The following is a 24,433-nucleotide window of genomic DNA, read 5'->3' as shown; positions in this document are numbered from 1 at the left end:
AGTCAGGATCATGCTTCTGGCATTGCACGTGTTGCAGCCAGACAACTCCGGGGCTACGCGCAGACTAGCTAGCAGGTCACCAGGGTAACGAGCAGTGTCCAACCGCTAGCGAACGAGCGGCCACATCAGCGACACGGAGAAGGTCGCCACTACCACCGCTGCGCAATGCTGAACCAGCGCGGGCCGAATGCTCGGCACGCGCCCGTTGCGAGGCGCGGCGCCGATGGCGATCCACACGAGGCCAATGGGTACCAGCAGGGCCGAGAAGATCGCCATGGCCGCGAGCCACGTTGCGGGGCTTGAAAACGCTGCGGGAGGAAAAATCGAGCCCGCGAACAGCGTCGCCTTGGGATTGAGCACCGTTGCGCAGAATAGCGAACGCGCACTGACGACGCCGGTAGCCGAGCACGAAACCGACTTCGCCGTGAGCCACAGGCGAATGGCGAGCCACGCAAGGTAGATGCTGCTGGCCACTCGCAGGAGCTTGGGCAGCCAGCTCATTGAATGCGAGGCGTGGGTGAAGCAAATGCCCCAAAGCGAAATCGAAACGAGGTAGCCGGCAAGCTCCGCAGCGGTGAGGGGCGCCGAGCGGCGCACGCCCTGCCTTAGCCCGGCGGCGGCGAGCAGGGTGTTGGTGGGGCCCGGCATGAGGAGCACGATCGCGCAGCTCAAGGCCATCAGTCCGGCGGTCGAGAGGGAGAGCATGAAAAAGGGGGGAGAAGAGGACTGGCGTGGGCGATTGAAACAGCGCGAAAATAGCTCGCATTTTACCGACTGCGCGCTCGAGCGCGTATTCGGAGTCGAACTTGCCCCTTGTGCGCGTTTCGATCCGTTCAGTCGAATATTTTTTGGAATTTTATCGAGGAGAATGACTGACCATGAGCCGGCGTGTTCTCGTCACCGGCGCGAGCCGCGGCATTGGCCGAGCGATCGCGCAACAACTGGCCGCGGACGGCTTTGCCGTCAGCGTGCATTGCCGCACCGGCCTCAACGAAGCGCAGGCCGTGTTGGCAGATATCGTCGCGCAGGGCGGCACGGCCAGCGTGTTGCAATTCGACGTGCGCGACCGTGCCGCGTGCCGCGCGATACTCGAAGCGGACGTGGCTGCGCACGGCCCGTACTACGGCATCGTCTGCTGCGCGGGCGTGACGCGCGACGCGGCGTTTCCGGCGCTCACCGACGAAGACTGGGACATCGTGCTGGAAACGGGCCTCGACGCGTTCTACAACGTGGTCCATCCGCTGATCATGCCGATGGTGCGCGCGCGCAAGGGCGGCCGCATCGTGACGGTGTCGTCGGTGTCGGGCGTGACCGGCAATCGCGGCCAGGTCAATTACAGCGCGGCCAAGGCTGGCCTGATCGGCGCGACCAAGGCGCTGGCGGTGGAACTGGCCACGCGCAACATCACGGTCAACAGCGTCGCGCCCGGGCTCGTGGACACCGGCATGCTCGACAATGTGCCGCTCGAGCACGCGCTGAAGGCTGTGCCGATGAATCGCGTCGGACAGCCCGCCGAAGTGGCGGCCGTAGTCGGCTTCCTGATGTCGGATGCGGCCTCGTATGTCACCCGCCAGGTGATCGGCGTGAACGGCGGAATGGTCTGATGAAACGCGTCGTCATTAACGGCACGATAGAACGCACAGAAAATTTAGCACCAAAGGACGGAACGACGAATGGAACATAACCCCGCAGAAGCAGCCCAGCCCCTCGCGACGCGGCACGAAACCGTGGATGTGGCGATCATTGGCGCCGGCCCGTCCGGCGCGGTGGCGGCCGCGCTATTGCGCAAAGCCGGGCATTCGGTGCTCGTGCTGGAACGCCAGCATTTCCCGCGCTTTTCTATCGGCGAGAGCCTGTTGCCGCAAAGCATGGCCTACCTCGAAGAAGCCGGCATGTTGCAGGCCGTGGTGGAGGCGGGCTTTCAGTACAAGAACGGTGCTCACTTCGTGTGGCGCGATCGTGCGTCGTCATTCGACTTCCGCGACAAGCACTCGGCAGGTTGGGGCACGACCTATCAGGTCGAGCGCGCGAAATTCGACGAAGTGCTGATCGGTTGCGCCGCGCAGCAAGGCGCCGAAGTGCGCTTCGGCCATACCGTGCTGGCCATGCGCACGGGCGCTGCGCCGGTGCTGGAAGTGGCCGACGAGAGCGATGCGCGCTACGAAGTCCGCGCCCGCTTCGTGCTCGACGCGAGCGGCTTCGGCCGCGTGTTGCCGCGACTGCTGGATCTCGAAGCGCCCACGCGCCAGCCGACGCGCACGGCGATCTTCAGCCATGTGCGCGACGGGCTGGCGCTCGACGCGTTCGATCGCAACAAGATCTGCGTCGCGACGCACCCCGAGCATCGCGACGTGTGGTTCTGGATGATTCCGCTCGCGGGCGGCCGCTCCTCGGTGGGATGCGTGGCCGAGGCGGCGTTCCTCGACGTCCCGGAGGCCGAACGCGAGGCGCGCCTGCGCACGCTGATTCGCGAGGAGCCGACGTTGAACCGCCTGATCGGCGACGCGCCGTTCCTGATGCCGGTGAGGCAGATCAGCGGTTATTCGGCCAACGTCGCAAGCCTGCATGGGGCAGGCTATGCGCTGCTCGGCAACGCGGGCGAGTTTCTCGATCCGGTATTTTCGTCGGGCGTCACTATCGCGTTGCGATCGGCGCATCTGGCTGTGGAGGTGCTGGCGCGCGCGCTTGCGGGCGAAACGGTGGACTGGCATGCCGAATACGATGTGCCCTTGCGCAAGGGCATCGACACGTTCCGTGCTTTCGTCGATCGCTGGTACACGGGCGAGTTGCAGGACATCATTTACTACCCGCAGCAGGCCCCGTCGATCCGGCGCATGATCAGCGCGGTGCTGGCGGGCTACGCATGGGACGAAAGCAATCCGTTCGTGGCGGACCCGGTGCGCAGGCTCAACGTGCTGCATGAAGCATGCACGCAGTGAGCGAGGCTGCGTGCGCGGCAACCGTTGCGTTGCCGCGACTTCGCACATATAGATCGGTAATGCGGACTCGTAATCCGCCGGAGAAATTCGCACTCCATCGCCCGACGGGCTTTGTCAATGCGCGGCGCGGTCTTTGTGGCTCGAAACGAATCGCCTGAAGCGATCCGAGCGCAGTTCGTCGAATACTTCGCCGGGCGTTCCGTCAACGTCCACTTGCCCTTGATGCAGAAACATCACGCGGTTGGACACATGGCGCGCGAAATCCATCTCGTGCGTCACCACCAGCATCGTGCGGCCTTCTTCCGCTAGCGTTCTCATGACGCGAAGCACCTCGCCGACAAGTTCGGGATCGAGCGCCGACGTCGGCTCGTCAAAAAGCATGACTTTCGGATGCATGGCAAGCGCGCGTGCTATGGCGACCCGCTGCTGCTGTCCGCCCGACAAATGTGCGGGATAGTACGCGCGTTTGTCGGCAAGGCCGACTTTCGCAAGTAATGTTTCGGCTTCCTCAATTGCTTCTCCACGAGCGCGTTTCAATACTCGAACCGGTCCTTCAATCAGGTTATCGATCACGGTCATGTGAGACCACAGATTGAAATTCTGGAACACCATGCCGATTCGCGAGCGAATACGGTCGACCTGCTGGCGATTGCCGGCGTGCAGCTTGCCGTCGCGCCGGCGTACTAGTTCGAGTTGTTCTCCGGCGAGGAAAATCGAGCCGTCGTCTGGCGTTTCCAGCAGGTTCATGCAGCGCAGCAATGTACTTTTTCCCGAGCCGCTCGCGCCAAGGATGGAGATCACATCGCCTTCGTACGCATCGAGAGAGATGCCGTTGAGGACGCTATGTTTGCCGAACGATTTATGAATGTTGTTAACCGACAATGCCGTGGGAAGCGGCTTGCTCATGGATATCTCCGAAGAAGAATCATGGGTCACGATGCGACGCGATGTGGATCGGCGACGGCCGCGGTGGAATTCGAACCCATCGCCTGCGGGTACGACCGGTTGGGCTCAGCACGAAGGTGGCGCGAAAGGCGTGCTTCAAGCAAGCCAAAAGACCGTACGATGATGAAGTTCAGAAACAGATAGATAAGCGCAGCACAAAGAAAGACTTCGCTGGTGCGATAGGTCTGCTGAATGATTTGCTGCGCGACGCCTGTCACTTCCCATACCGTGACGAGACTGGCGAGTGCGGTCGATTTCACCTGAAGCACCGCTTCGGTCGTATAGGCGGGCAGGCACTGGCGCAGTGCGATGGGGCCGACGATCCGGCGCAGGAGCGTGAATCCGGACATTCCGATCGAATAGCCCGCTTCGATCTGTCCGAGCGGAACGGCCAGCAGTCCACCGCGGATGATCTCGGCAGTGTAGCCCGCCGTGCACAGTGCAAGAGACAACACGGCGCACGTATACGGCTCACGCAGGAGCGGCCAAACGAAGCTTTGCCGGATTACACCGAACTGGGCGAGTCCGTAATAGACCAGAAATAGCTGGATGAGGATCGGCGAGCCGCGAAATACGAGGATGTACGCGCGTGCCAGTCGATTCGGCAGCCAGTGTCGCGAGACGCGCATCGCTACGATCACGAGAGACATCATGCCGCCAAGCGCAATGGAGCTGAAAAACAGGCCAAGCGTGACAGGAACGGCGGCGAGAAGGCGAGTGAAGGTGTCGAACAGAAAAGCGAATTCGGAATGCATGTTGATGCGTCCTCGTCAGTTGCATGCGAAATTGGTGCGAAAGGTTCGCTCGACGCGCGCTTCCGCATGATTGAAGACCCGGTTGGAGATCATTGTCATCGCCATATAAAGCGTGCCGCCCACGATGAAGAACAGGAAATACTGATGCGTCGAACCTGCTGCAACCTGACTCGTGCGCAATAGTTCCGCAAGACCCGTTACCGAAATGAGAGCGGAATCTTTCAAGCTCAGCTGCCAGACGTTTCCGATCCCCGGGAGCGCGAAACGGATGACTTGGGGGATCAGGATGCGTCGCATCATCAATGACGCCGACATGCCGACTGCACGCGCCGCTTCGAGTTCGCCGCGCGAAACAGCGAGCACCGCTGCGCGATAGACCTCTGCCTGGTAGGCGCCGGAAATCATGCCCACGGCAAGCGAGCCAATCAGAAAAGGGGAAACTCCGATGAAGCCCGACGCACCGAACCATTGACCGACGGATGTGACGAATGTCGACCCGCCGAAATAAAACAGATAGATGACGAGGAGTTCTGGAACGCCCCGAAAAATGGTGGTGTAGAGATCCCCGGCGATTCGAAGAGTACGGACGCCAGACAGCTTTGCAGCTGTGATGAGCGCGCCAAGCAACGCCCCTATGGCGAGTGCAGTCGCCGTCACGGCGACTGTCATCGATGCGGCCAGCAATAGTACGCCGCCCCATCCGTCGCTGCCAAAACCGAGTAATTCAAATATGGACATCCGTCGTGCTCCTATTGATTTGCCGATACGAGGCTGCACATTTCAGAATTTCCGTGCAGGCCATTTATTGAAATATCTGTGACGTCATCTGGAAACTCCCGATACGTAGCCATGGTGGCACAAAAATATCTGTTATGCGTTTAGAAAAAATGAGGCGCGATATTAGATTTAATCGCTTGATCGATGTTTATCTCCGTTCCTATTCTGTCCACCATCCAACAACGAACTACACACGGAAGAGGTGGCAATGTATTTGCGCAACGCATGGTATGTGGCGGCCTGGAGCGATGAAATCGGCGACCGGCCAGTGGGTCGTGTCATCCTCGGCGAGCCTGTCGTGTTTTATCGAAATGCGGACCGTGCGGTCGTCGCGCTGGAGGATGCCTGTCCCCATCGAAAACTCCCGCTTTCAATGGGGGAGGTGGTGGGCAACCATCTGCGCTGCGGCTATCACGGGCTGGAATTCGGGGCGGACGGTACGTGCACGCGTGCGCCAGGTCTCTCGCGCACGCCGCCGAGTGCGTGCGTGAAGCCTTATCCCATTGCGGAACGTTACGGATTGGTCTGGATCTGGATGGGCCCCTCCGAGCTGGCCGATCCGGATACGATCATTCCGGTCGCGCATTACGACGACCCCGCATGGGGCATCAATCGGGGCCCGGCCATGGACGTCGACTGCGATTACCTGTACATGACGGATAACCTGCTCGATCCCTCGCACGTCACTTACGTGCACAAGACGTCGCTGGGTAATGTGGCGACGGCCGATGTGCCGGTCAGAATGTCCGTCGTCGAAAACGGCGTGCTTGCGTCGCGCTGGATGCTCGATTGCGAACTCGCGCCGTTCTTCATTCCGTACGTGAGTTTTACCGGCCGCGCCGACCGCCTCCAGCATTACGAAGTGCAATATCCCTCTCACGCGATCATTCGAGACATCATTGCGCCGGCGAATTCGGGTGCTCCACAAGGGCATCTTCATTCCAGTGCATTTCTTATGGACTCGTACAATTTCGTGACGCCGGTTGCCGAGAATACATGCCGTTATTTCTGGTTCCAGGTGCGCAACTTTCGCCCGAATTGCATGGCGACCAGTCGCGCCTTGACCAATGATTTTATCGCTGCGTTCAAGGAGGATCTCGTCGTGTTGGCGGCGGTCGATCGGGGGATGAAAAACAAGCGCACGCCGAATACCGATATCGAAACCGACGCTGCACCGCTGCGCTTTCGCAGAGTGTTGAAAAAGATGATCGATGCGGAGCAGGAATTGCAACCGGTGCTGTCATGACAGTGAGGAGTATGAGGTCATGAACGCTTTGATCGAAACGATCGAGGTCGTTGTCGGTGAGGCCGAGGGCGGGACGGCCGACACGCGCGTATTGAAGTTGGTCCGGCTGGACGGCCAGCCGCTGCCGGCATATCGGCCAGGCGCGCATGTCGACGTCTACCTTCCGGACGGGTTGGTGCGTCAATATTCGCTTTGCGGCCCGAACCCTCAAGCGCCCGATTATCGGATCGCCGTCAAACGCTCGAGTGAGTCGCGAGGTGGATCCGAGTGGCTTTGCAGCCATGCAGGCAACGGCTCCCGGTTGCGGATCGGCATGCCAAGGCATGCCTTTGGCGTGAACGATATGGCCAGCCACCACATCCTGGTAGCCGGGGGAATTGGTGTTACGCCAATTCTTTCGATGGCTTACGCATTGCAAGCGTCGGGCAAGTCGTACCAATTCGAATATTTTGTCCGCAGCGATGCCGATACGGTCTTTCGGAATGAAATCATGGCCTCGTCATTGGCCGCGCAAACACGAATTCATCCCGCGCTCGCACCACAGGCGGTGCGCGAGCGCATCGCGAGGGTGCTCGCTGCTTCGAAAGCGCAATCGCACTTGTACGTATGCGGTCCCGCCGCGCTGATGCAGTCGACCGCGGAGCAGGCTCGCGGCGTACTCGGCGACGCGAACGTTCACATGGAGGCCTTTGCGCCGCCGGCCTTGCCCGCGGCCGGCGAGCGCGGGTTCGCCGTCATGCTGGACACGTGCGGCAAGACTGTCGAAGTTCCGTCGGGCAAGTCCGTATTGGCATGTCTTCGCGAAGCGGGGCACGAGATCGAGTCTTCCTGCGAAGTCGGGGTATGCGGGACATGCATGATGCGCGTGATCGAAGGAGAGCCCGACCATCGGGACAGCTATTTGACGGATGATGAACGCATGGCGGGAACGTACTTCATACCCTGCGTATCGCGATCGAAGTCGCCGGTGCTCGTGCTTGCCAGCGACCCTTGACAATAAACGCAGCGGAATTCGAATTCAACAGCGAAGGAGGAGATATGCATAGGATCGCAAATCAACGCAGACTCGTAAAAGCCGTGGCAGGTGCGATAGCTTTCACGACCATCATGGCAATCACGCCAGCGCAGGCGACGCAGAACACGGCCGTGAGTATCGCCCTCGAGGGCAGTTACGAGCCCTGGAACCTGACACGGCCAGACGGCAGGCTCGATGGCTTCGAGCCGGAATTGGCCCAGAACCTTTGCCAGCGAATGCACGTGCAGTGCAAGCTCGTGGCCCAGGACTGGGACGGCTTGATTCCGGGCCTGAATGCGGGCAAGTTCGACGTGATCATGGACGCCCTGTCCATCAGCGACGAGCGCAAGAAGGCCATTGCCTTTTCGGCGCCGTACGCAAATACACCGGCGGTGTTCGTTTCAGCATGCCCGGGCATGCTTTCAAAGAGCCCGGCCAATGGGGCACTGATCAAGTTGACCGGAATTCCAGCCCAGGACAAGTCAGCGGTCGCGCTGCTGCGCACCAGCCTTAAAGGGAAAACGATCGGCATTGTTACGGGATCGGTCTACAGCAACTTCATCAACCAGAATTTCAAAGACATTGCGACCATTCGGGAATACAAGAACGCACCGGACCACGATATCGATTTGACTTCGGGACGTATCGACGTCGCGTTCGATGACGCAGCCTACTATGCATCGGCATTGTCAAAGCCGGGTAACGCGTCGCTTTGTCTGACCGGTCCCAAGATCGGCGGAGCGATCTGGGGCGATGGCGAAGCGCTCGGACTGCGCAAGAGCGATGCCGATCTGAAGAAGATGTTCGATCGAGCCATTGCCGACGCGCTTGCCGATGGAACGGTCAAGCGCTTGAGCGAAAAATGGTTCAAGGCAGACGTTACGCCTTGATGGTCCCTTTAGCGCAATAGCGACCTGAAGCGCGAATCGTCGTCGCATGAGCTTGAGTAGTCTCCGATTTGCCGTCGTGCCGATAAGGACGACGGCTTTTTTGTGGGCAGCCGGGATTGATCGTGCAGGGTGGTCAACTACATGCGGAAGGTGCGAGGAATGGCGACCTGTAACGCACTACGGACGCATTTCCCGCACCTTCGAAACTTCGCTATCGCCGTGCAGCAGATGTCGCAGGCAGCTTACGCATGGAGCGTGCCCGTAATGGTTTCGGCAACGCTTGTGAGATCGCCTTCTGCCACGAGCCGATGAATGGCGACCATGTCGGGATAGAAGTAGCGATCGTCGTCGACCTTTGCGGCCACCTGCCTGATGCGCGCATAGACAGCCGCAGTGGCGGGCGAGGCGTCGGCCGGATCGAAGAATTCCAGTGCTTGAGTCGCGGTCATCAATTCGATTGCGAGCACATGCTGGAGCTTCTGCGAGACTGCGTAGGCCTTGCGTGCGGCGAGATAGGCGAAGCTCACCGGGTCTTCCTGGTTGCCGCTCGTGGAGACGCTGTCGAGCGTCGCAGGATGAGAGAGGGCGCGCATTTCGCCCAGCAAGCCGGCCGCCGTATATTGCGTGATCATGTAGCCGCTATTGAGGCCAGGGCGCGCGACGAGAAAGGCCGGCAACTCGCTGAAGTGCGGGTTGACCATGCGATCGGTCCGGCGTTCGGAGATCTTCGCAAGGTTGGTCATGGCGATGCAGAGCAGGTCGCTCGCAATGCCAACGAACGTGCCGTCGAAGTTCGCCCCCGAGATCGCGAGGCCCTCTCCGTCGCCCGGATGAATCACGGGATTGTCGCCGGACGAGCGCACCTCGTTGCGAATCGATGCGCGCGCATCGTCTATCGCGCGCTTCGATGCTCCGTGCACCTGTGCCATCGCACGCAGGCTGTAAGTGTCCTGCAGCCGGTAATCGACAAAACGCTCGGCCAGCGCGCTGCCGGCAAGCAGGCGCCGCAGGTTGTCAGCCGCGTTGGCCTGATCCGGGTGCTTCTTGATCGCGTGGTAACGCTGATCCAGCGAGCGAGTAGTGCCTTTGAGCGGCTGCAGGGACATCGCGGCAGCAATGTCCGCGACCCTGGAGGCTTCTAATGCGTTGTGGAGCGCGAGCATCGCTATTGCGGTGACCGATGTGGTCCCGTTGACCAGAGCGAGTCCCTCCTTGCATCGCAGTGTGTGGGGCTTGAGTCCAGCGCCCTGCAACGCGTGCAAACCGCTCACGCGTTCGCCGCGCCAGGTGGCCTCGCCTTCTCCGATCAGCACGAGCGCCATGTGCGCCTCCGGACCGAGATAGCCCACTGAGCCGTCTCCCGGCGCGAACGGCGTAATGTCGTTGTTCAGCAGGTCGGCGACGAGTTGCAGCAACTCGAGGGTGACGCCGGAATAACCCTTGCCCAGGCTAATGAGGATCATCAGCTGGTTCGCGCGGACCACTTCGCGCGGCAATGGCTCTCCAACGGAAACGGCGTGAGAGCGGACGATGTTGCACTGGAGCTGCTCTGCTTCTTCGGGGCGCACGACGCGAGTCGAGTTGTCGCCGAATCCCGTTGTCACGCCGTAGACGAGTCGATTCTCTTGAAGAAAGCGCTCGACGAGTGCGCGGGAGCGGCATACACGTTCGCAATACGCGGGAGAAAGATGCACACGCGCACCGTACTTTGCGACAGCGATGAATTGCTCAAGTGAAATATCGTCGTCGCCGAGCAGCACTTCAGCGATTTCCTGTGCGCGAACGCGAAATTCTGTACGAGGTGTGTTCATGTCGTTGCATCGATCCTTTAGAAAGTGGGTAGTGAGCGCCAAGCGTCAAATCCTGCAAAGACACGCAATGCAGGCGCACTGAAGCCACGTTCGAGAATAGGAGGACGCAATGAGGCCGACAAACCATTTAATTTGTCGACCGTTTATAGATTATCTAAAACGAGAATGAAAACGGTGTCGGGCAATCAGCCGAACATCGAATCGATGTCGCGATTCGTCTGTTCCGCCTCGGCAATCAGCCAGTCGATGAATTGCCGGGCGCCGGGCGTATCGAGCGAGCCGGGTTGCCACACCAGATAGTACGGGCGCGGCATTGTCAGCGAGATTTTGAATGGCGCGATGAGCCGGCCGTTATTGAGGTCGTCAATCGCAAACAGTCCCTGACCGAGTGAAATACCCCTGCCGCGCACCGCCGCGTCAATCGCCATCGAGGAAAGGGAGTAGGTGAGCGGCGCGAGCGTGTCGGGTACTGGAACGCCGGCGGCATTGAGCCAGTTGGCCCAGGTTGGCGGCGAGAGATCGGCCCAGCCCCATTCGACGTGAACGAGCGGACAGTGCAATAAATCCGCAGGCTGCTTGAGCGGGAGGTCCGGCGTTGGGAGCGATGGAGCGCTCACGGGCGCAACGCGATCGGTAAACAGCAGCCGATGAGGGGTGCTGTCGGTGGGCGGCGTGCCATACGCCAGGCGGATATCTGCGCGGCTTTCGCCACGCTTGGGCTCGCGGTCGGTCGCCTCGACGTGGATGCGAATATCGGGCGACAGCGCGTGCCATTTGTCTAGCCGTGCGGCGATCCAGTGCGTTGCCACCGACGGAAAAGTACTGAGCGTCAAATGCGGGCCGTGGCGCGCCCCAACCAGCGCTGCATGCGCGTTATGAAAACACTCGAAGCCCTGCGCGATATGTTGATGGTAGAGCTGGCCAAGGTCCGTGGGGCGCAATCCCGTGCTCTCGCGGACAAAAAGCGCCAAGCCCAGTGTCTCCTCGAGCAACCGGATCTGCTGGCTGACCGCCCCAGGCGTTACATGCAGCGCTTCGGCGGCGGCGACCACATTGCCGTTGCGAACCACGGCGTCGAATGCTTGCAACGCGCGTAACGGGGGCAGGCGGCTCATTTCGGTTTCCGTAGGGTTCCGTATGGGGTGGGTATCGTCGGACCGGCGTGAAGACTGTGATTTTCCATGGTTTCCATGCGGGTTGTCCAGGACCTGATATTAGTGTTATCGACGATTGATGTGAACAAATCCATGTTCGCGTCTTTATTTCAAATGCAGCCGTTGTCGGCACGGGCAGCGGCGCACCCGGTCAGGCACGATGCAAAGTGGTCCGCTGAATATTGGGGCTGTTCCGTCCAGGAATGCAGCGCATAATTGGCCCATGATGATTCCCGGTCGCGACGAGGTAGTATGCGCTGCACAAACTGCGGATTCGAGAATCTCGCCAAGGCTGGATTCTGCGAAGCGTGCGGGACGCTGCTCGCGCGCGCGTGTCCTCGTTGCGGGCACGTAGCCGCTGCAGCCGCCCGATTCTGCATTGAATGCGGCGCGCAGCTAACCGGCGCGCCAGAGACCGCACAACCGGCACAACCAGCACAACCGGCGAAGGAGTCACCGCCCGCGCCGATTCATTACACGCCGCATCATCTTGCCGAGCGTATTCGTGCCGAGCACGTCGCCATGGAAGCAAGAAACGAGACCGCAGGCGAACGCAAGACCATTACCGCGCTGTTCGCGGACATGGCCGGTTCCACAGCCTTGATTCATGGTCTCGACCCGGAAGAAGCCCATCACCTGATCGAACCCGTCGTGGCGCTGATGATGGAGGCCGTCCACTACTACGAGGGCTACGTCGCGAAGTCGTTGGGTGATGGCATCCTCGCGCTGTTTGGCGCGCCGATTGCCCACGAAGACCATCCGCAACGCGCGCTGTTCGCCGCGCTACGCATGCAGCAGGCCATGCGCTGGCATGGCGACCGTATTCGGCTGGAGAAAGGCATTCCGCTGCAGATTCGTGTGGGCATACACACCGGCGAGGTCGTCGTGCGCTCGATCCGCACCGACGATCTGCACACCGATTACGACCCGGTCGGCCACACGATCCACATCGCCTCGCGCATGGAGGGCATCGCCACGCCCACGTCGATCCTCGTGAGCGAGTCGACCCACAAACTGGCCGAGGGCTATTTCGAGTTCAAGCCGCTGGGCGCAGCCCAGGTCAAAGGCATTCCAGAACCGCTGCCCGTGTATGAGGTGCTAGGCCCGGGTGCGCTGCGCACGCGATTGCAGTTGGCGGCCCATCGCGGCCTTGCGCGCTTCGTCGGGCGCGAGGCTGAAATGGCCCATCTTGACCGGGCGCTGGAAATGGCGCGGGCGGGGCGGGGACAGGTCGTCGCAGTGGTCGGCGAAGCGGGCGTCGGGAAGTCGCGCCTTTTCCATGAATTCAAGGAACGTTCGCGGCGAGGAAGTCTGGTGCTGGAAACGTTTTCTGTTTCACATGGCAAGGCGTTTGCCAATTTGCCGCTGATCGAGCTCATGAAGAGCTATTTCCAGATCAACGCGCAAGACGATGAGCGGCGTCGCCGTGAGAAAGTCGTCGGCAAGGTGTTGACACTCGAGCGCAGTTTCGAAGATCTGGTGCCTTATCTGCTCTATCTGCTTGGCACGGGCGAATCGGCTTCGGTGCTGGCGGACATGGATCCCAAGGTTCGGCGCGACCGGACCTTCGACGCGATCACGCAGATTCTCACGCGCGAGAGCCAAAGCCAGCCGATCGAGCTGCTCTTCGAGGACCTGCAATGGCTGGACCGGGAGACCGAGGCGTTCCTCGCGTATCTGGTCGAGCGCGTACCGGACACCCGTGTCTTGCTGCTCGTGAATTACCGGCCGGAGTATCGGCCGGCGTGGGATGGCAGCCAGCTCCGGCTGGAGCCGCTTGGACCGGAGCAGGCCGAGGGGCTTCTTGCAGCCCTGCTGGGCGATCATGCCTCGCTGTTGCCGCTCAAGCAGCGCATCCTCGAAAAGACCGAGGGCAACCCGTTCTTCATGGAGGAAGTGGTGCAAACGCTCGTGGAGGAGCGCGCGTTGCTTGGCGAGCCCGGGCGTTATCGCATCGAAAGGACGCCCGCCGCGCTGCATATCCCGACCACGGTGCAAGGCGTGCTCGCCGCGCGTATCGACCGCCTCCCGCTCGCGCAGAAGGAGCTGCTGCAAACGCTCGCGGTGATCGGCAAGGAGTTTCCGTTCAGCCTGGTCCAGCGTATTTGCGACGGACAGCTCGCACGCACCGACGACGATCTGCGCGCGCTGCTCGCGAACCTGGAAGCCGCGGAGTTCATTTACGAGCGGCCCGCCTACCCGGAGGTCGAATATTCCTTCAAACACGCGCTGACGCAGGAAGTCGCGGGCTACTCGCTGCTCACGGAGCGACGCAGCGCGCTGCACGAGCGTACCGCGAAGGCTATCGAGGCACTGTTCCCCGCGCGCATCGCGGACTACTGCAGCGAACTGGCGCATCACTACAGCCTGAGCGGCAATATCCCCAAGGCGGTGGAATACCTGCACCGCGCCGGGCAGCAGGCGCTCAGGCATGCCGCCCATCCGGATGCCATGCACCACCTCGGCGCCGCCCTGGGTCTGCTCGAGCGATTGCCCGATACGCCTGCCCGCGCGTCCCGCGAACTGTCGCTGCTGCTCTCGCTGGGTCCAGCGCTGATGAACGTGCGCGGTTATGGAGCGCCAGAGGTGGCGGCGACCTACACGCGAGCCCGGCAGCTGGGTGAACAGCTCGGCGACGCGTCGCAGCTTTTTGCGGCGCTCCTTGGCTCGCGAATTCATAACATGACGCGTGCGCAGTATGCGGTTGCGCGTAATCTGGGCGAGCAGATGCTGCGCATGGCGCAGCACGCAAAGGACCCGGACTGGCTCATGGAGGCACACGGTGCACTCGGCACCTGCCTTTTCCTCCAGGGCGAACTGGACGCTGCTGCAGCGCACCTGGAGCAGGCGCTGACCCTCTATGATCCCGAGCGGCATCAGGCACATGCAGTCTCGCATGGCGTGGACCCCGGCAGCCGGGCGTTGAATTTCCTGTCCTTGATACGCTGGCTTCAGGGCTATCCCGATCAGGCGCTCAAGCGAAGCATGGAGGCGCTCGTACTCGCGCAGAAGCTCGCCTACGGGCCGACGTTGGCGTTCACGCTGGCTTACGCAGCGGAATTGCATCAGTTTCGGCGCGAGGCTGCGCTGGTCAAGGAGCGGGCCGAAGCGGCCATCACTGTCTCGATCGAGCACGATTTGCCGTACTGGCTCGCGTGGGGAACCATTTTGTCGGGCTGGGCGCGCATCGAACCGGGAAGCCTGCAAGAGGGCATTGCCCAGTTGCGCCAGGGGCTGGACGCCGAACAGTCAGCGGGCGGTGAGGAGCATCGCTCCTACTTTCTGGCCTTGCTTGCCGAGTGTCAGTGGCGGGCAGGCGACGTGGAGGGTGGCCTGCAGACGCTCGACGCGGCCATGGCGATCGCGGACGCAACCGGCGAGCGCTTCTACGAGGCTGAATTGCACCGGCTCAAGGGAACCATGCTGCTCGCGGCGCCGAGCAAGGGCGAACGCATGCCTTCGTCCAGCGAAGACGCGCAAGCTTGCTTTCTCAAGGCGATTGCCGTGGCTCGCGCGCAGGGCGCCCACTCACTGGAGCTGCGCGCGGCGGCGAGTCTTGCTCGTCTGTGGCAGCGTGAAGGCAGATCAGGCGAGGCAAGGCAGGTGCTGTCCGAGACCGTCAGCCACTTCACGGAGGGTTTCGACACCGGCGATCTGCGAGAAGCGAGGGCGCTGCTCGACGCGCTGGCATCCAGTAACGCGCGAACCATCGACGACGGACGCGGCTAACCCGCCAGGGAGGCGACCCATGCCGACGAAGCAGACAGGAAGCCGTGAAGGAGGCAACGATCCCGCAGCGCCAAAGCAGATCGCGCTGGCATTGCAGGGCGGCGGGATGCACGGCGCGTTCACGTGGGGCGTGCTCGACCGCCTGCTCGAAGACAAAAGACTCGCGATCGAAGGCGTAAGCGCGACGAGCGCCGGCGCAATGAACGGCGCCGTGCTGGCATACGGGCTGTTGAAGGGCGGCGAGAGCGGCGCGCGCGAGGCACTGCACGACTTCTGGCATGCGGTTGCCGAGTCGGCCGAACGCTATAACCCGCTGCGCTGGGTGCCGTGGCTCAAGGGGTCGCACAGCTTCGGGCTCGACCATTCGCCGCTCTATGCGTTCGCCGACATGATGCTGCGAATGTTCTCACCCTACCAGTTCAATCCGCACAACCTGAATCCGCTGCGGGAGCTCCTTGAACGCCAGGTCGACTTTGCGGCGCTGCGCAAGGCATGCCCGATACTGCTGTACCTGTGCGCGACCAACGTAGAGACGGGCAAGATACGCCTCTTCACGGGCGAGGACGTCTGCGCGGATGCTGTGCTCGCCTCCGCATGTGTGCCGACGCTGTTTCAGGCGGTCACCATCGCGGGCGAGCACTACTGGGATGGCGGCTATATGGGCAACCCGGCCATCTATCCGCTGATCTATCACTGCAAGACGCGCGACGTGGTGATCGTCCATATCAACCCGCTCGTGCGTCCCGGGGTGCCGGTCACGGCGGCCGACATTCTTAACCGGATCAGCGAAATCAGTTTCAACTCATCGCTGATGCGCGAAATGCGCGCGATTGCGTTCGTGACCGAGCTGATCCAGAAAGGCAAATTCGCTCGCGACGAGATGAAGGAAATGCTGATTCATTCGATCCGCTCCGACGCGGCAATGTGCGCGCTCAGCGTATCGAGCAAGTACAACGCGGACTGGGATTTCCTGTGCGAACTGCGGGACAACGGCCGAAAGGAAGCCGATGTGTGGCTCGCCCGGCACTACGACGATATCGGTCAGCGCTCGAGCATCGACATTCGCGAGGAATTTCTCTGAAGCTGTCGATGGCGGCAGCCCAAGACAGGTGCGGGGACGCGCAGTGCGCAAAGGAGCAAGGGTGAACCTGACGCAGGAGCGCTTCGTCGAGCTGTGGTCGCGTAACGGGGGGCGGCACGCCGACGCCGTGTATGTCGATCTCGCGCGTCGTTATGGGGAGCCGGGCCGTTACTATCACACGTTGCGTCACGTACGACGCTGCCTGCGCTATTTCGATCTGGCGCGCCATGCCATGGAACGCCGCGATGTCGTCGAGCTGGCCCTATGGTGCCATGACGTGATATACGTTCCCGGCGCTCACGATAACGAACAGCGCAGCGCCGACTGGATGCGGCGCTGGGCCGGCGATCGCATGGTGATGCGCGAGCCCATTTGCGAAGCGATTCTTGCGACCCGGCACGTCCGTGTGCCAGTCGAACTGGATTCGCGCTTCGCGTGCGATATCGATCTCGCGGCGCTCGGCGCTCCGCGTCGCCGGTTTCAGGAAGACGGCATGCGCCTGAGAGCCGAACGAGCGGACCTCGACGACCGAGCGTACGCCTTGCAGGAAAGCAAAATCCTGCGCGGCTTGCTCGCGCGGCCACGAATCTACCTGACCGATTACTTCCATTCACGCTGCGAGGTGCGCGCGCGCGCAAATATCGCATGGCGGCTCGGGGGACAGAGGCTGAAACAGCAATGAAAGAATGGCGTCATTTACTGTAGTTCGCATTCGAACTTGATGGAACGGGATTGAAGCTGCAGTTCGGGTTTTTGTGCGCCTTGTCATTGCAGCAGGCCAGCAAGGCCTCGACCGATTTCACATTGGCCTCATTCCACTGCGCTTCGCTCATGTTGTTGTCGGCCGGCATCCAGTGGCTAAGCGGATAACGGTTGGCGAGCGCGTTGTTTCCTGGCGCGGAAAGCTTGCCCGCCGAAAGACCGATATATGCCGTGCAACTCTTCTCGCTGCCTATCCGGTGGCAGCCGATACAGGCGTTACCCGGTGTGGTGATCGTCGTGAGGCGATGCGATGAGAATGCAGCACCGATGTTCGAATATCTCCCCCATGGGTCGGTGGGCACCTTGTCCCAGACCTGCCCGATATACGGGCTGAAGATAAACGGCCCTGCATCGTGGCAGGACGCGCAGCCCGGGTTCTCCGCGGCAACCTTTGCGGGACTTGTCCAGAATTCGACAGCGGCGGGACGGCCCGGCGGCGGCTTCTTCTCGTTGGGCGGCGGCACACGTGTTGCATCGAAGCCTTTCGTGCCCGAAGCGGGGGCCGATTGGAACCAGCAGGTCTTGCCGTTGCCGGAGTGATGCACCACGATGTCGACTTCGTCATAGTGTGGATCCATGTCCGCGCGCAGCGTGTTGCGCCGGCAGTACGCGGCGATCTGTGTATTGCCGCGCGACAGATTCAATATTTTCGAGTACGGAATGCACTGTCCCATCACTTCGGAGTCCGGGTGAAGCAGCGAGGGCTTGTCGCACCGCCGTGGAGACTCATTTTGCGCGGGAGGCTTGCCGTTGATCGTAATGGGTATGTCCGTGCCGCCGTTGCAGTCGAAGGCGGGAATTTCGCCGATTTCCCTTGCGCATTGCTCGGCGTATTCGAGCAATGTCTGTTCGCGAGCCAATGCCGCAAGCGGCACGGCCATGATGCAGAACAGGGCGAGTAGCCGAATCGCGCGCGGCATCTTCACGCTCCGCCCTTCATGTGCAGTTGCGCGACTTTGCGGATGGCATCGCGGTACTTGACGTAGCCCGTGCAACGGCACAGATTGCCGCCCACCCAGGTATCGATGGCCTCCTCGAGTTGATCGGCGCCGTACGCCTTTAAATGTTCGAGCATGGCGGTGGCCGCCATCAGGAAGCCGGGCGTGCAGTAGCCGCATTGAAATGCGAAGGATTCGAGGAAGGTCTGTTGCAGCGGCGAGAGCCTGGCCCCTTGCGCGAGGCTCTCTACGGTATAGATGTGCTGATTCGCAACGGCGCTGACCGGCGTCACGCATGCCAGGGTTTTTTCCATCAACGCGTCCTGGCTGCTACGCATGCCTACGGTGCACGCACGGCACACGCCGATGCCGCAGCACACTTTGGTGCCCGTCAAGTCCATGCGTTCGTGAAGGAATTCAGCGAGGCTCATATCGGCATCGGCCGCTGCAACCGCGACCGCTTGCCCGTTCACGTGAAGCTGCACCGAACGTTCGCTCACGCTAGTGCCTCCCGAATCATCCCGGGCGTCACCGGTGTTTGCCTGAAGCGGCGCCCTGTTGCCATGGCCAGCGCATTGAGCAGCGCGGGCGCGATGGGACACATTACGGCCTCGCCGATTCCGCGTGCCCCATGGCGATCCTTGTCCGCCGGTGGCGGCAGCGTGATGAGCTCCTGGATCGGGACGTCGGTCATGCGCGTGATCCGATACTGGTCCAGATTCCACTTGCCGTTTCCGGGGCCTTGATTGCCGAGCGGGCACGCTTCGCTGAGCACGTTGCCGATCGCCATCGCAACAGCGCCTTGCGATTGGCCTTCGACAATCTCAGGACAAATCAACCTGCCTGCGCTGAGCGTGGTGACCACATGCTCGATCTTGACGTGCCCGCTGGCGGGGCTGACGCTTAGCGCGACCAGCGCGGCGGCGGGCGCATAGTTTGTCCGGCCGTATCCCACTGCGTTGTGCGGCGCAGTTAGCGCACCGTGAGGCAACGGCTTGAGATTGCGAATATCGGTGCCGACAGCCACGAAGTCGCAATCCATCTCGGCGGCTCCGGACTTGAAGGTGTACTGACTTTTCCAGAAATCGCCCGCGTAGGTCACGTGGACGGCCGCCACGGTGGCCAGTTGCATGCGCTCGATTTCGTCGAGCAAGGCTGGCCAGCCGAGCGACGGTCGGCCCGGGGCAGTCAGCTTTCCGTTCGTCCATTTGAGCGCTTGCGGCGCAATGCGCGCGTTGCCCCATAGCTGGCGCGCGGCGGGCAGCACGCTGTGCAACATCAACACCATGGCCGCGCGATCCACGGCCTGATAGTGATGGAATGCCCCGAGGCATGCGCTCGACGATCCAAATGGCCCGGAAATAGCATAGCTTCGGTTGTCGTCCTGCCACTGGCCGAGCGCCCGGAAATTGAAATCCGTAATGGAGGTGAACGCCTCGACCTCGCTCATCACGATCTCTTGCGCGTTGCGCCCAAGCCAGGTGGCGGGCGCGAGTCCCAATGTGGTCGCCGCGCCGTTGCCCATATCGGTGTAATGCGTCAGCACGCGCACGCCCGCATCCGGCTGAATCTGCACCATCGCGAACACAGCGTCTTTCCCGGTGCCATAGGCTTGATTCGACATCGCGAGCCCTACGCCATAGCGCAATCCTTGCTTGCGCTTTTGCGCGCGAGTGCTTTCGCGGTTGCGCCACAGCGCGTGGGTTTCGAGCCGGTTCAGCAGTTCCTCGAGCTGCAGGTCGAACAGGATGGGCGCGCCGGTCAGCGTCTTGCCGCGGCCTTTGACAAGCAGATTGCCGCGGCGAATCTCGAATGGGCTCTTATGCAGGGATTGGGCGGCCTCGTCCAGCAACGTTTCGATGGCCAGGAAGGCCTGCGGGCCGCCGAAGCCGCGCTGTGAACCACCGAACACCTCGGGCGTCCAGCTCACCGAGCTTTGCGCAATCGCACGCGGAATGTCGTAGCAACTCATCGAACTCATCGCCGCCAGGTCGCCCACGGCGCCTGACAGGTTGGCCTTGCCGCCGCCGTTGAGCTTGAACGTGCTGTCCAATGCCTGGAGCTTGCCATTGCGGTCGACCCAGATGGACTCCGTGAATTCGGTTTCGGATCGTTTCAGGCCAACCTGGAACTGTTCGTAGCGCGACTGTTGCCAGCGCAATGCCCCCTTCGCAAACGGCGCCGCGAGCGCAAGGTAGAGCGGGAAGTACGATTTATCCCGGCCGCCGAAGCCGCCGCCGGGATAACATCCGGTCACATGCACGTGATTGATGTGGATCTTGCTATTGGCAAACAGGTTTCCGGCAGAGGTCGCATCGTCGCGTGGCGATTGCGTGCCGAGCACCAGTTGCAGCACTCCGGAGTCCTGCTGATACCAGGCCAGTCCCGCTTCCGGTTCCAGAAAGACAGGGTCGATTGCGGGTGTCTGAAAAGTGCCGTCGAACCGGCTCCAGGCGCTGCTTTCGACATTGCGCCTCGCCACAGCGTGAATCTGGTCGCTCACGGTCTTGCACTGGCTGCGGAACGCGTCAGTTGGGTTGCCATTGGTGTCCGTAGCCATGTGGACGTTAGAGAACGATTGGTCGTCGTCGCGCACATAGAGTTTGGGCGGCGAAAACAAGGGCGGCGGCTGGTCGCCCCGCGATACCGTGGCGCCATAGCGAATGACCGCTTCGTTGAATTCGAGCAGTTTCTTCGCGTGGCGCCAGGTATCGAAATCTTCGAAGATCAACAGGGCGACGGGCTGGCCGTAGCAATCTGCCGGGTCGCCTTGCTGCGCAAAAAGATAGATATCCTTGTTCTTTCTCGGATCTGGTTTGGTCGAGAGATAAATGTGATTGTCGTTTAGCGTCTCGTTGGAGATCACGGCAATGGGACGAAGCTCACGAGGCAATACGCTGAGGTCGAATCCCTCGACCCTCTTGTCGATGCAATTGCATCGGAGCGCGTATAGCCAGTTTTCCTGTTTCGGCCATCCCTCGAAGTCGCGTGCCTTGAAGTCGCGCGCGTAGATCTTCGCTCCCGTGACCTTGCGCACGCCCTCGATACGCCAGCGCGCCTTGCCGGGCTTCGGCGCCCATGCGGGCATGCCATTCAAGGTCTTTTCCGGTGCAGTGGCTTCTGGCGTGGCGTGGGTGCCCGGGCCAATCGGTCCGGCGGGTTCGCTTTGTGTGCGCTGCGAAGTACACGCGCCGATCAACGCCGTGATCGAACTCACCGAGACCGTGAATGCGCCGCTGCCCATGGCCTTGAGGAAGCTTCGGCGGTTGAGGGAAACATTGCAAGCCATGCTGCGTCTCCACGTATGGAAAGCGAATCCTTACGGGTGTGCTTACATGATTCGGACTGTCTTTGACTGCACCTGCGCCGCGTGGCCGCGCTATTGCATGTCCCGCGCCACACGAAATCCATTGGCGTTGTAACGCACGCTGCTGTCGTATTTGAAACGCGTGGCGCTCAGCATATAGCCTGCGCCGTCGCGCCAGGAGCCGCCGCGGATCACCCGCGTCTGGCAGTTGGGCTCGTCCCATGAGCGGCCGTCGTCGGGGGCGTTCTTGTACGAGTTGTGCCAACAGTCGCTCACCCATTCCCAGACCCCGCCGGCCATGTCGTAGAAGCCAAAGGGATTGGCCGCAAAAGAGCCGACATCGTCGGGAGCTTCCACGTGCCACGGCGGCCCGCAATCCTTGCAGTTCGCCGTGCCCTTGCGCATCTCGTTGCCCCACCAGTAGCGCGTTGCGGTGCCGCCGCGCGCTGCATATTCCCACTCGGCCTCGGTCGGCAGGCGGTAGGGCTTACCGCTGATTCTGGAGAGCCATTTCACGTATTGCTGCGCGTCGTCCCAGCTCAGGTCGCGCACGGGGGCATTCGGCGCGGTGTTGCTATCGCTCGACAAGCGCGGACAAGCGCCGGCGTTGGCGCACGCGTTCCACTGCGCCACGGTCACCGAATATTTCGCGAGCGCGTAGCCGTGGCCAATCGTTACGCGATGCACGGGCTTTTCCGATGGGTCGTCGGTTTCGTTGCCCATCATGAAGTTGCCCGGCGTTACCGCGATCAACAACGGGCAAGCGGGGCAGTCCTGAATGTCGTGCGGCCCCGGCTTGGCGGCGGCGACATTGGTCTTCGCAGGCGCCGCTGCTTGAACTGCTGCCGGCACCGCGGCCGCGGCAGCGGGCGCTGGCTTCGCTTGTGCGGATGGCGGGGCCTTCGGTTGCGGGGACGGCGGTGTGGCTACTGGGGGAGCGGCCTTCGCTTGCGTGGCTGGCGGCGCGGTTGCGGGAGACGGGGGCTTCGCTTGCGCGGCCGGTGCGAGTGCCGCGCTGGCCGCGCCGCTCGCCTCGTGTGCTGCTGGCGCAGCGGGCGCTTTCGATGCCGCTGCGCGCAAGCGTGCAAGGCGCGCCTGGGCTAGCGGCACGAAGCGCCCGTTCGGATACGCCTTCAGATACGCCTCGTAGTCGCTTGCGTATTGGCTGTCCTTGATCGAATTCCAGAACGTGATCTCGTACTCTTCCGAGGTGTCCTTGGGCATCAGGCCAACACGCATGAAAGCAAAACCGTTACCGGAATGGACAGCGGGTATCGCACGCGCGTAGCTGAAATGCGCTCGCGGAGCCACGGCGTGCAGCGTGCTTGCCGGAACCGAACGGTCATGCGTTACCGGCATGCTTGGGAGGATCGCCGAGCTCAGGCTGAACGAGGCCAACAGGCACACAGGCACCAATCGCCGCCACATGTTCGTTCTCCCTATCACGCAACACGAGGAGCAACATCAGGAGCAAACCCGCAGCAAATCAGGAAAACCCGCAAGCCGTCGGCTTCTGATGCGCAGGGTGCGCTGCCTTATGGACTTTTCAGACGGACGCTTCACACGGACGCTTCACACGGACGCTTCACACGGACGCTTCAGGGTACAGACACAAGCACTGTTCGTATACAACTACAAAATAGCACGCGTGCGGGCGCGGCATGAGATGAATGAAGCGTTTGAGACGAAGATGGCGCGCACGCGTCGATATATGTGCAACCGGAGGAATCCGACCTAAGCTGTACATCACGCCATCACACGCCTGACCGCGAGGCAGCGCGTCGATCGCCGAAGAAGGAGCGCTGAGATGCAACGAAGAAAATCCTTGTTGGCACTGGCAGCGGTTGTTTTGATACCGCGTCTGGCGTTTGCCGAGCGCACCCCATCGCCACCGGGCGCCGAGGTCTACATCATCTGGCCACCGGACGGAGCAACGATTCCTGACGGCAAGTTCTGGATACGCATGGGTCTGCGCAACATGGGTGTCTGCCCCAAGGGCGTCAACCGCGCGAACACGGGCCATCATCACCTGCTCGTCGACGCGGATCTCCCGCCGCTGGACCAGCCGATCCCGTCGGATCGCAATCATCTTCATTTCGGGGCGGGCGAAACGGAGGCCCGCATCGAACTTCCGCCGGGCAAGCACACGCTGCAGTTGCTGATGGGCGACTACAACCACGTGCCGCACGATCCGCCCGTGTACTCAAAGAAGATCACGATCACGGTGAAGTAGCGGAGCAGGGCTTACTGGCTGTTTGCAGCCAGATGCGGGAGTGCATGCCATGAACAGGATTCTTGTCTTTGTCCCGGTTTTTGCGGCCAGCCTCATGCTGCTCTTTGGCGGCGCGGCGCACGCGGGCACGACCCCGGCCGACCCCAAGGCCATCGTCTACATCGGCTGGCCCAACAACGGCCAGGCGATGCCGGCCGGGAAACCGTTTCGCGTCTGGTTCGGGTTGCGCTACATGGGCGTGGCGCCCAAGGACGTCGAGTTCAAGAACACCGGGCATCACCATTTGCTGATCGATACCGACCTGCCGCCGATGGATCAGCCCATTCCCTCGGACCGCAACCATCTGCATTTCGGCGCGGGCGAAACCGAAACCTCGATCCAGTTGCCGCCGGGCAAGCACACGCTACAACTGCTGATGGGCGACGCTCATCACATTCCGCACAATCCTCCGATCTATTCGAAGAAGATCACCATATACGTTAAGTGATCCGTACGAAGTCGAATGCCAGGCATTGGCGCGCGCGATGAAGCGCGCCAAGGCGCCAGGCGTCATCACGTCCGCAGCGAGCGCGCGCTCGCTGCCCGCTTGCAGTACCTCATCCCGCAACCCGCTCAACAACCGGCGCTTCGGTGTCTGCGCCGCGCCAACACAATTCGCGTGCTGAGTTGGCGCGCGCCCATCAGCGCGCGTGGCCCGCGAGCATCGGTGCAGGTGTTAGACACACCAATGAACATCGGCGAAGGCCTTATGCAACGGGCGTTACGTGGCATTGCCGGCACCGAGCCGCGTAACTGGCACGCCTCATGCCTTAAAGGAAGCGAGCCCGCAACATTGCAGCTCAAACGCCAAC

20 protein-coding genes are annotated in these 24,433 nt (G+C 61.7%); 10 read left to right on the top strand and 10 right to left on the bottom strand.

Features of this window, described 5'->3' with window-relative positions; genetic code table 11:
* Positions 1-105: 105 nt before the first annotated feature.
* Positions 106-678: a LysE family translocator gene (locus NH14_RS29525; RefSeq protein ID WP_407947199.1), complete on the bottom strand. Its 573-nt coding sequence runs from the start codon at positions 676-678 to the stop codon at positions 106-108.
* A 200-nt stretch (positions 679-878) separates the two neighbouring features.
* On the opposite strand from NH14_RS29525, the gene NH14_RS29520 reads away from it, so the two are divergent.
* Both NH14_RS29520 and NH14_RS29515 read left to right on the top strand, forming a co-directional pair.
* The gene (locus tag NH14_RS29520; RefSeq protein ID WP_035533460.1) at positions 879-1,604 is read left to right on the top strand and encodes a 3-ketoacyl-ACP reductase FabG2; all 726 of its coding nucleotides are present in this window, start codon (positions 879-881) and stop codon (positions 1,602-1,604) included.
* 69 nt (positions 1,605-1,673) lie between these two features.
* On the top strand, positions 1,674-2,939 hold the full coding sequence (locus NH14_RS29515; RefSeq protein WP_052148490.1) for an NAD(P)/FAD-dependent oxidoreductase: 1,266 nt from the start codon (positions 1,674-1,676) through the stop codon (positions 2,937-2,939).
* Positions 2,940-3,053: 114 nt separating this feature from the next.
* Here NH14_RS29515 and NH14_RS29510 read toward each other — a convergent pair whose 3' ends face one another.
* Genes NH14_RS29510 through NH14_RS29500 form a run of 3 tightly spaced genes read right to left on the bottom strand, consistent with a single transcriptional unit; the run spans position 3,054 to position 5,377 of the window.
* The gene (locus tag NH14_RS29510; RefSeq protein ID WP_035533462.1) at positions 3,054-3,845 is read right to left on the bottom strand and encodes an ABC transporter ATP-binding protein; all 792 of its coding nucleotides are present in this window, start codon (positions 3,843-3,845) and stop codon (positions 3,054-3,056) included.
* 26 nt (positions 3,846-3,871) lie between these two features.
* Positions 3,872-4,639, bottom strand: a complete 768-nt coding sequence (locus NH14_RS29505; protein ID WP_035533463.1) for an ABC transporter permease — start codon at positions 4,637-4,639, stop codon at positions 3,872-3,874.
* A 15-nt stretch (positions 4,640-4,654) separates the two neighbouring features.
* Positions 4,655-5,377, bottom strand: a complete 723-nt coding sequence (locus tag NH14_RS29500; protein ID WP_035533465.1) for an ABC transporter permease — start codon at positions 5,375-5,377, stop codon at positions 4,655-4,657.
* A 247-nt stretch (positions 5,378-5,624) separates the two neighbouring features.
* Between NH14_RS29500 and NH14_RS29495 the strand changes: the two genes are divergently transcribed.
* The 3 genes from NH14_RS29495 to NH14_RS29485 are packed head-to-tail and all read left to right on the top strand — an operon-like array spanning position 5,625 to position 8,567.
* Positions 5,625-6,662, top strand: a complete 1,038-nt coding sequence (locus NH14_RS29495; RefSeq protein WP_035533467.1) for an aromatic ring-hydroxylating dioxygenase subunit alpha — start codon at positions 5,625-5,627, stop codon at positions 6,660-6,662.
* Between the two features lie 19 nt (positions 6,663-6,681).
* Complete coding sequence (locus NH14_RS29490) at positions 6,682-7,656, top strand: PDR/VanB family oxidoreductase (protein WP_035533469.1); 975 nt, start codon at positions 6,682-6,684, stop codon at positions 7,654-7,656.
* Positions 7,657-7,700: 44 nt separating this feature from the next.
* Positions 7,701-8,567 carry a transporter substrate-binding domain-containing protein gene (locus NH14_RS29485; RefSeq protein WP_035533471.1) on the top strand — a complete coding sequence of 289 codons (867 nt, stop codon included), beginning with the start codon at positions 7,701-7,703 and terminating at the stop codon, positions 8,565-8,567.
* 242 nt (positions 8,568-8,809) lie between these two features.
* Here the strand turns inward: NH14_RS29485 and NH14_RS29480 are convergent, their stop codons facing one another.
* Together NH14_RS29480 and NH14_RS29475 are read right to left on the bottom strand one after the other, a co-directional pair.
* Positions 8,810-10,378 carry an HAL/PAL/TAL family ammonia-lyase gene (locus NH14_RS29480; protein ID WP_052148491.1) on the bottom strand — a complete coding sequence of 523 codons (1,569 nt, stop codon included), beginning with the start codon at positions 10,376-10,378 and terminating at the stop codon, positions 8,810-8,812.
* Positions 10,379-10,563: 185 nt separating this feature from the next.
* A complete protein-coding gene (locus NH14_RS29475) occupies positions 10,564-11,493 on the bottom strand; it encodes a LysR substrate-binding domain-containing protein (RefSeq protein ID WP_035533472.1) in 930 nt (309 codons plus the stop codon).
* A 291-nt stretch (positions 11,494-11,784) separates the two neighbouring features.
* Here NH14_RS29475 and NH14_RS29470 point away from each other — a divergent pair, with 291 nt between their 5' ends.
* The 3 genes from NH14_RS29470 to NH14_RS29460 all read left to right on the top strand — a co-directional run bounded on the left by NH14_RS29470 (position 11,785) and on the right by NH14_RS29460 (position 17,024).
* Positions 11,785-15,261, top strand: coding sequence for an adenylate/guanylate cyclase domain-containing protein (locus NH14_RS29470; RefSeq protein ID WP_035533473.1), 3,477 nt, complete (start codon positions 11,785-11,787; stop codon positions 15,259-15,261).
* Positions 15,262-15,280: 19 nt separating this feature from the next.
* Positions 15,281-16,342, top strand: coding sequence for a patatin-like phospholipase family protein (locus NH14_RS29465; RefSeq protein ID WP_035533475.1), 1,062 nt, complete (start codon positions 15,281-15,283; stop codon positions 16,340-16,342).
* A 61-nt stretch (positions 16,343-16,403) separates the two neighbouring features.
* Entirely contained in the window at positions 16,404-17,024 is a 621-nt protein-coding gene (locus NH14_RS29460) for an HD domain-containing protein (RefSeq protein ID WP_035533476.1), read from the top strand.
* A 10-nt stretch (positions 17,025-17,034) separates the two neighbouring features.
* Here NH14_RS29460 and NH14_RS29455 read toward each other — a convergent pair whose 3' ends face one another.
* The 4 genes from NH14_RS29455 to NH14_RS29440 all read right to left on the bottom strand — a co-directional run bounded on the left by NH14_RS29455 (position 17,035) and on the right by NH14_RS29440 (position 22,588).
* Entirely contained in the window at positions 17,035-17,985 is a 951-nt protein-coding gene (locus NH14_RS29455) for a hypothetical protein (protein WP_237179816.1), read from the bottom strand.
* 41 nt (positions 17,986-18,026) lie between these two features.
* Entirely contained in the window at positions 18,027-18,542 is a 516-nt protein-coding gene (locus NH14_RS34065; RefSeq protein WP_035533479.1) for a (2Fe-2S)-binding protein, read from the bottom strand.
* Positions 18,539-21,331, bottom strand: a complete 2,793-nt coding sequence (locus NH14_RS29445; RefSeq protein ID WP_035533481.1) for a xanthine dehydrogenase family protein molybdopterin-binding subunit — start codon at positions 21,329-21,331, stop codon at positions 18,539-18,541. The genes NH14_RS34065 and NH14_RS29445 overlap by 4 nt, the downstream gene beginning before the upstream one ends.
* 90 nt (positions 21,332-21,421) lie before the next feature.
* The gene (locus NH14_RS29440; RefSeq protein WP_331253478.1) at positions 21,422-22,588 is read right to left on the bottom strand and encodes a formylglycine-generating enzyme family protein; all 1,167 of its coding nucleotides are present in this window, start codon (positions 22,586-22,588) and stop codon (positions 21,422-21,424) included.
* A gap of 568 nt (positions 22,589-23,156) precedes the next feature.
* Between NH14_RS29440 and NH14_RS29435 the strand changes: the two genes are divergently transcribed.
* Positions 23,157-23,582, top strand: coding sequence for a DUF4399 domain-containing protein (locus tag NH14_RS29435; protein WP_035533483.1), 426 nt, complete (start codon positions 23,157-23,159; stop codon positions 23,580-23,582).
* A gap of 94 nt (positions 23,583-23,676) precedes the next feature.
* Positions 23,677-24,069: a DUF4399 domain-containing protein gene (locus NH14_RS29430; RefSeq protein ID WP_237179815.1), complete on the top strand. Its 393-nt coding sequence runs from the start codon at positions 23,677-23,679 to the stop codon at positions 24,067-24,069.
* Positions 24,070-24,433: the final 364 nt, after the last annotated feature.

It is taken from the genome of Paraburkholderia sacchari (assembly GCF_000785435.2).
Taxonomy (GTDB): domain Bacteria; phylum Pseudomonadota; class Gammaproteobacteria; order Burkholderiales; family Burkholderiaceae; genus Paraburkholderia; species Paraburkholderia sacchari.
Note: the sequence above shows the minus strand (reverse complement) of the source record. Positions and strands in the feature narration are given on the sequence as shown.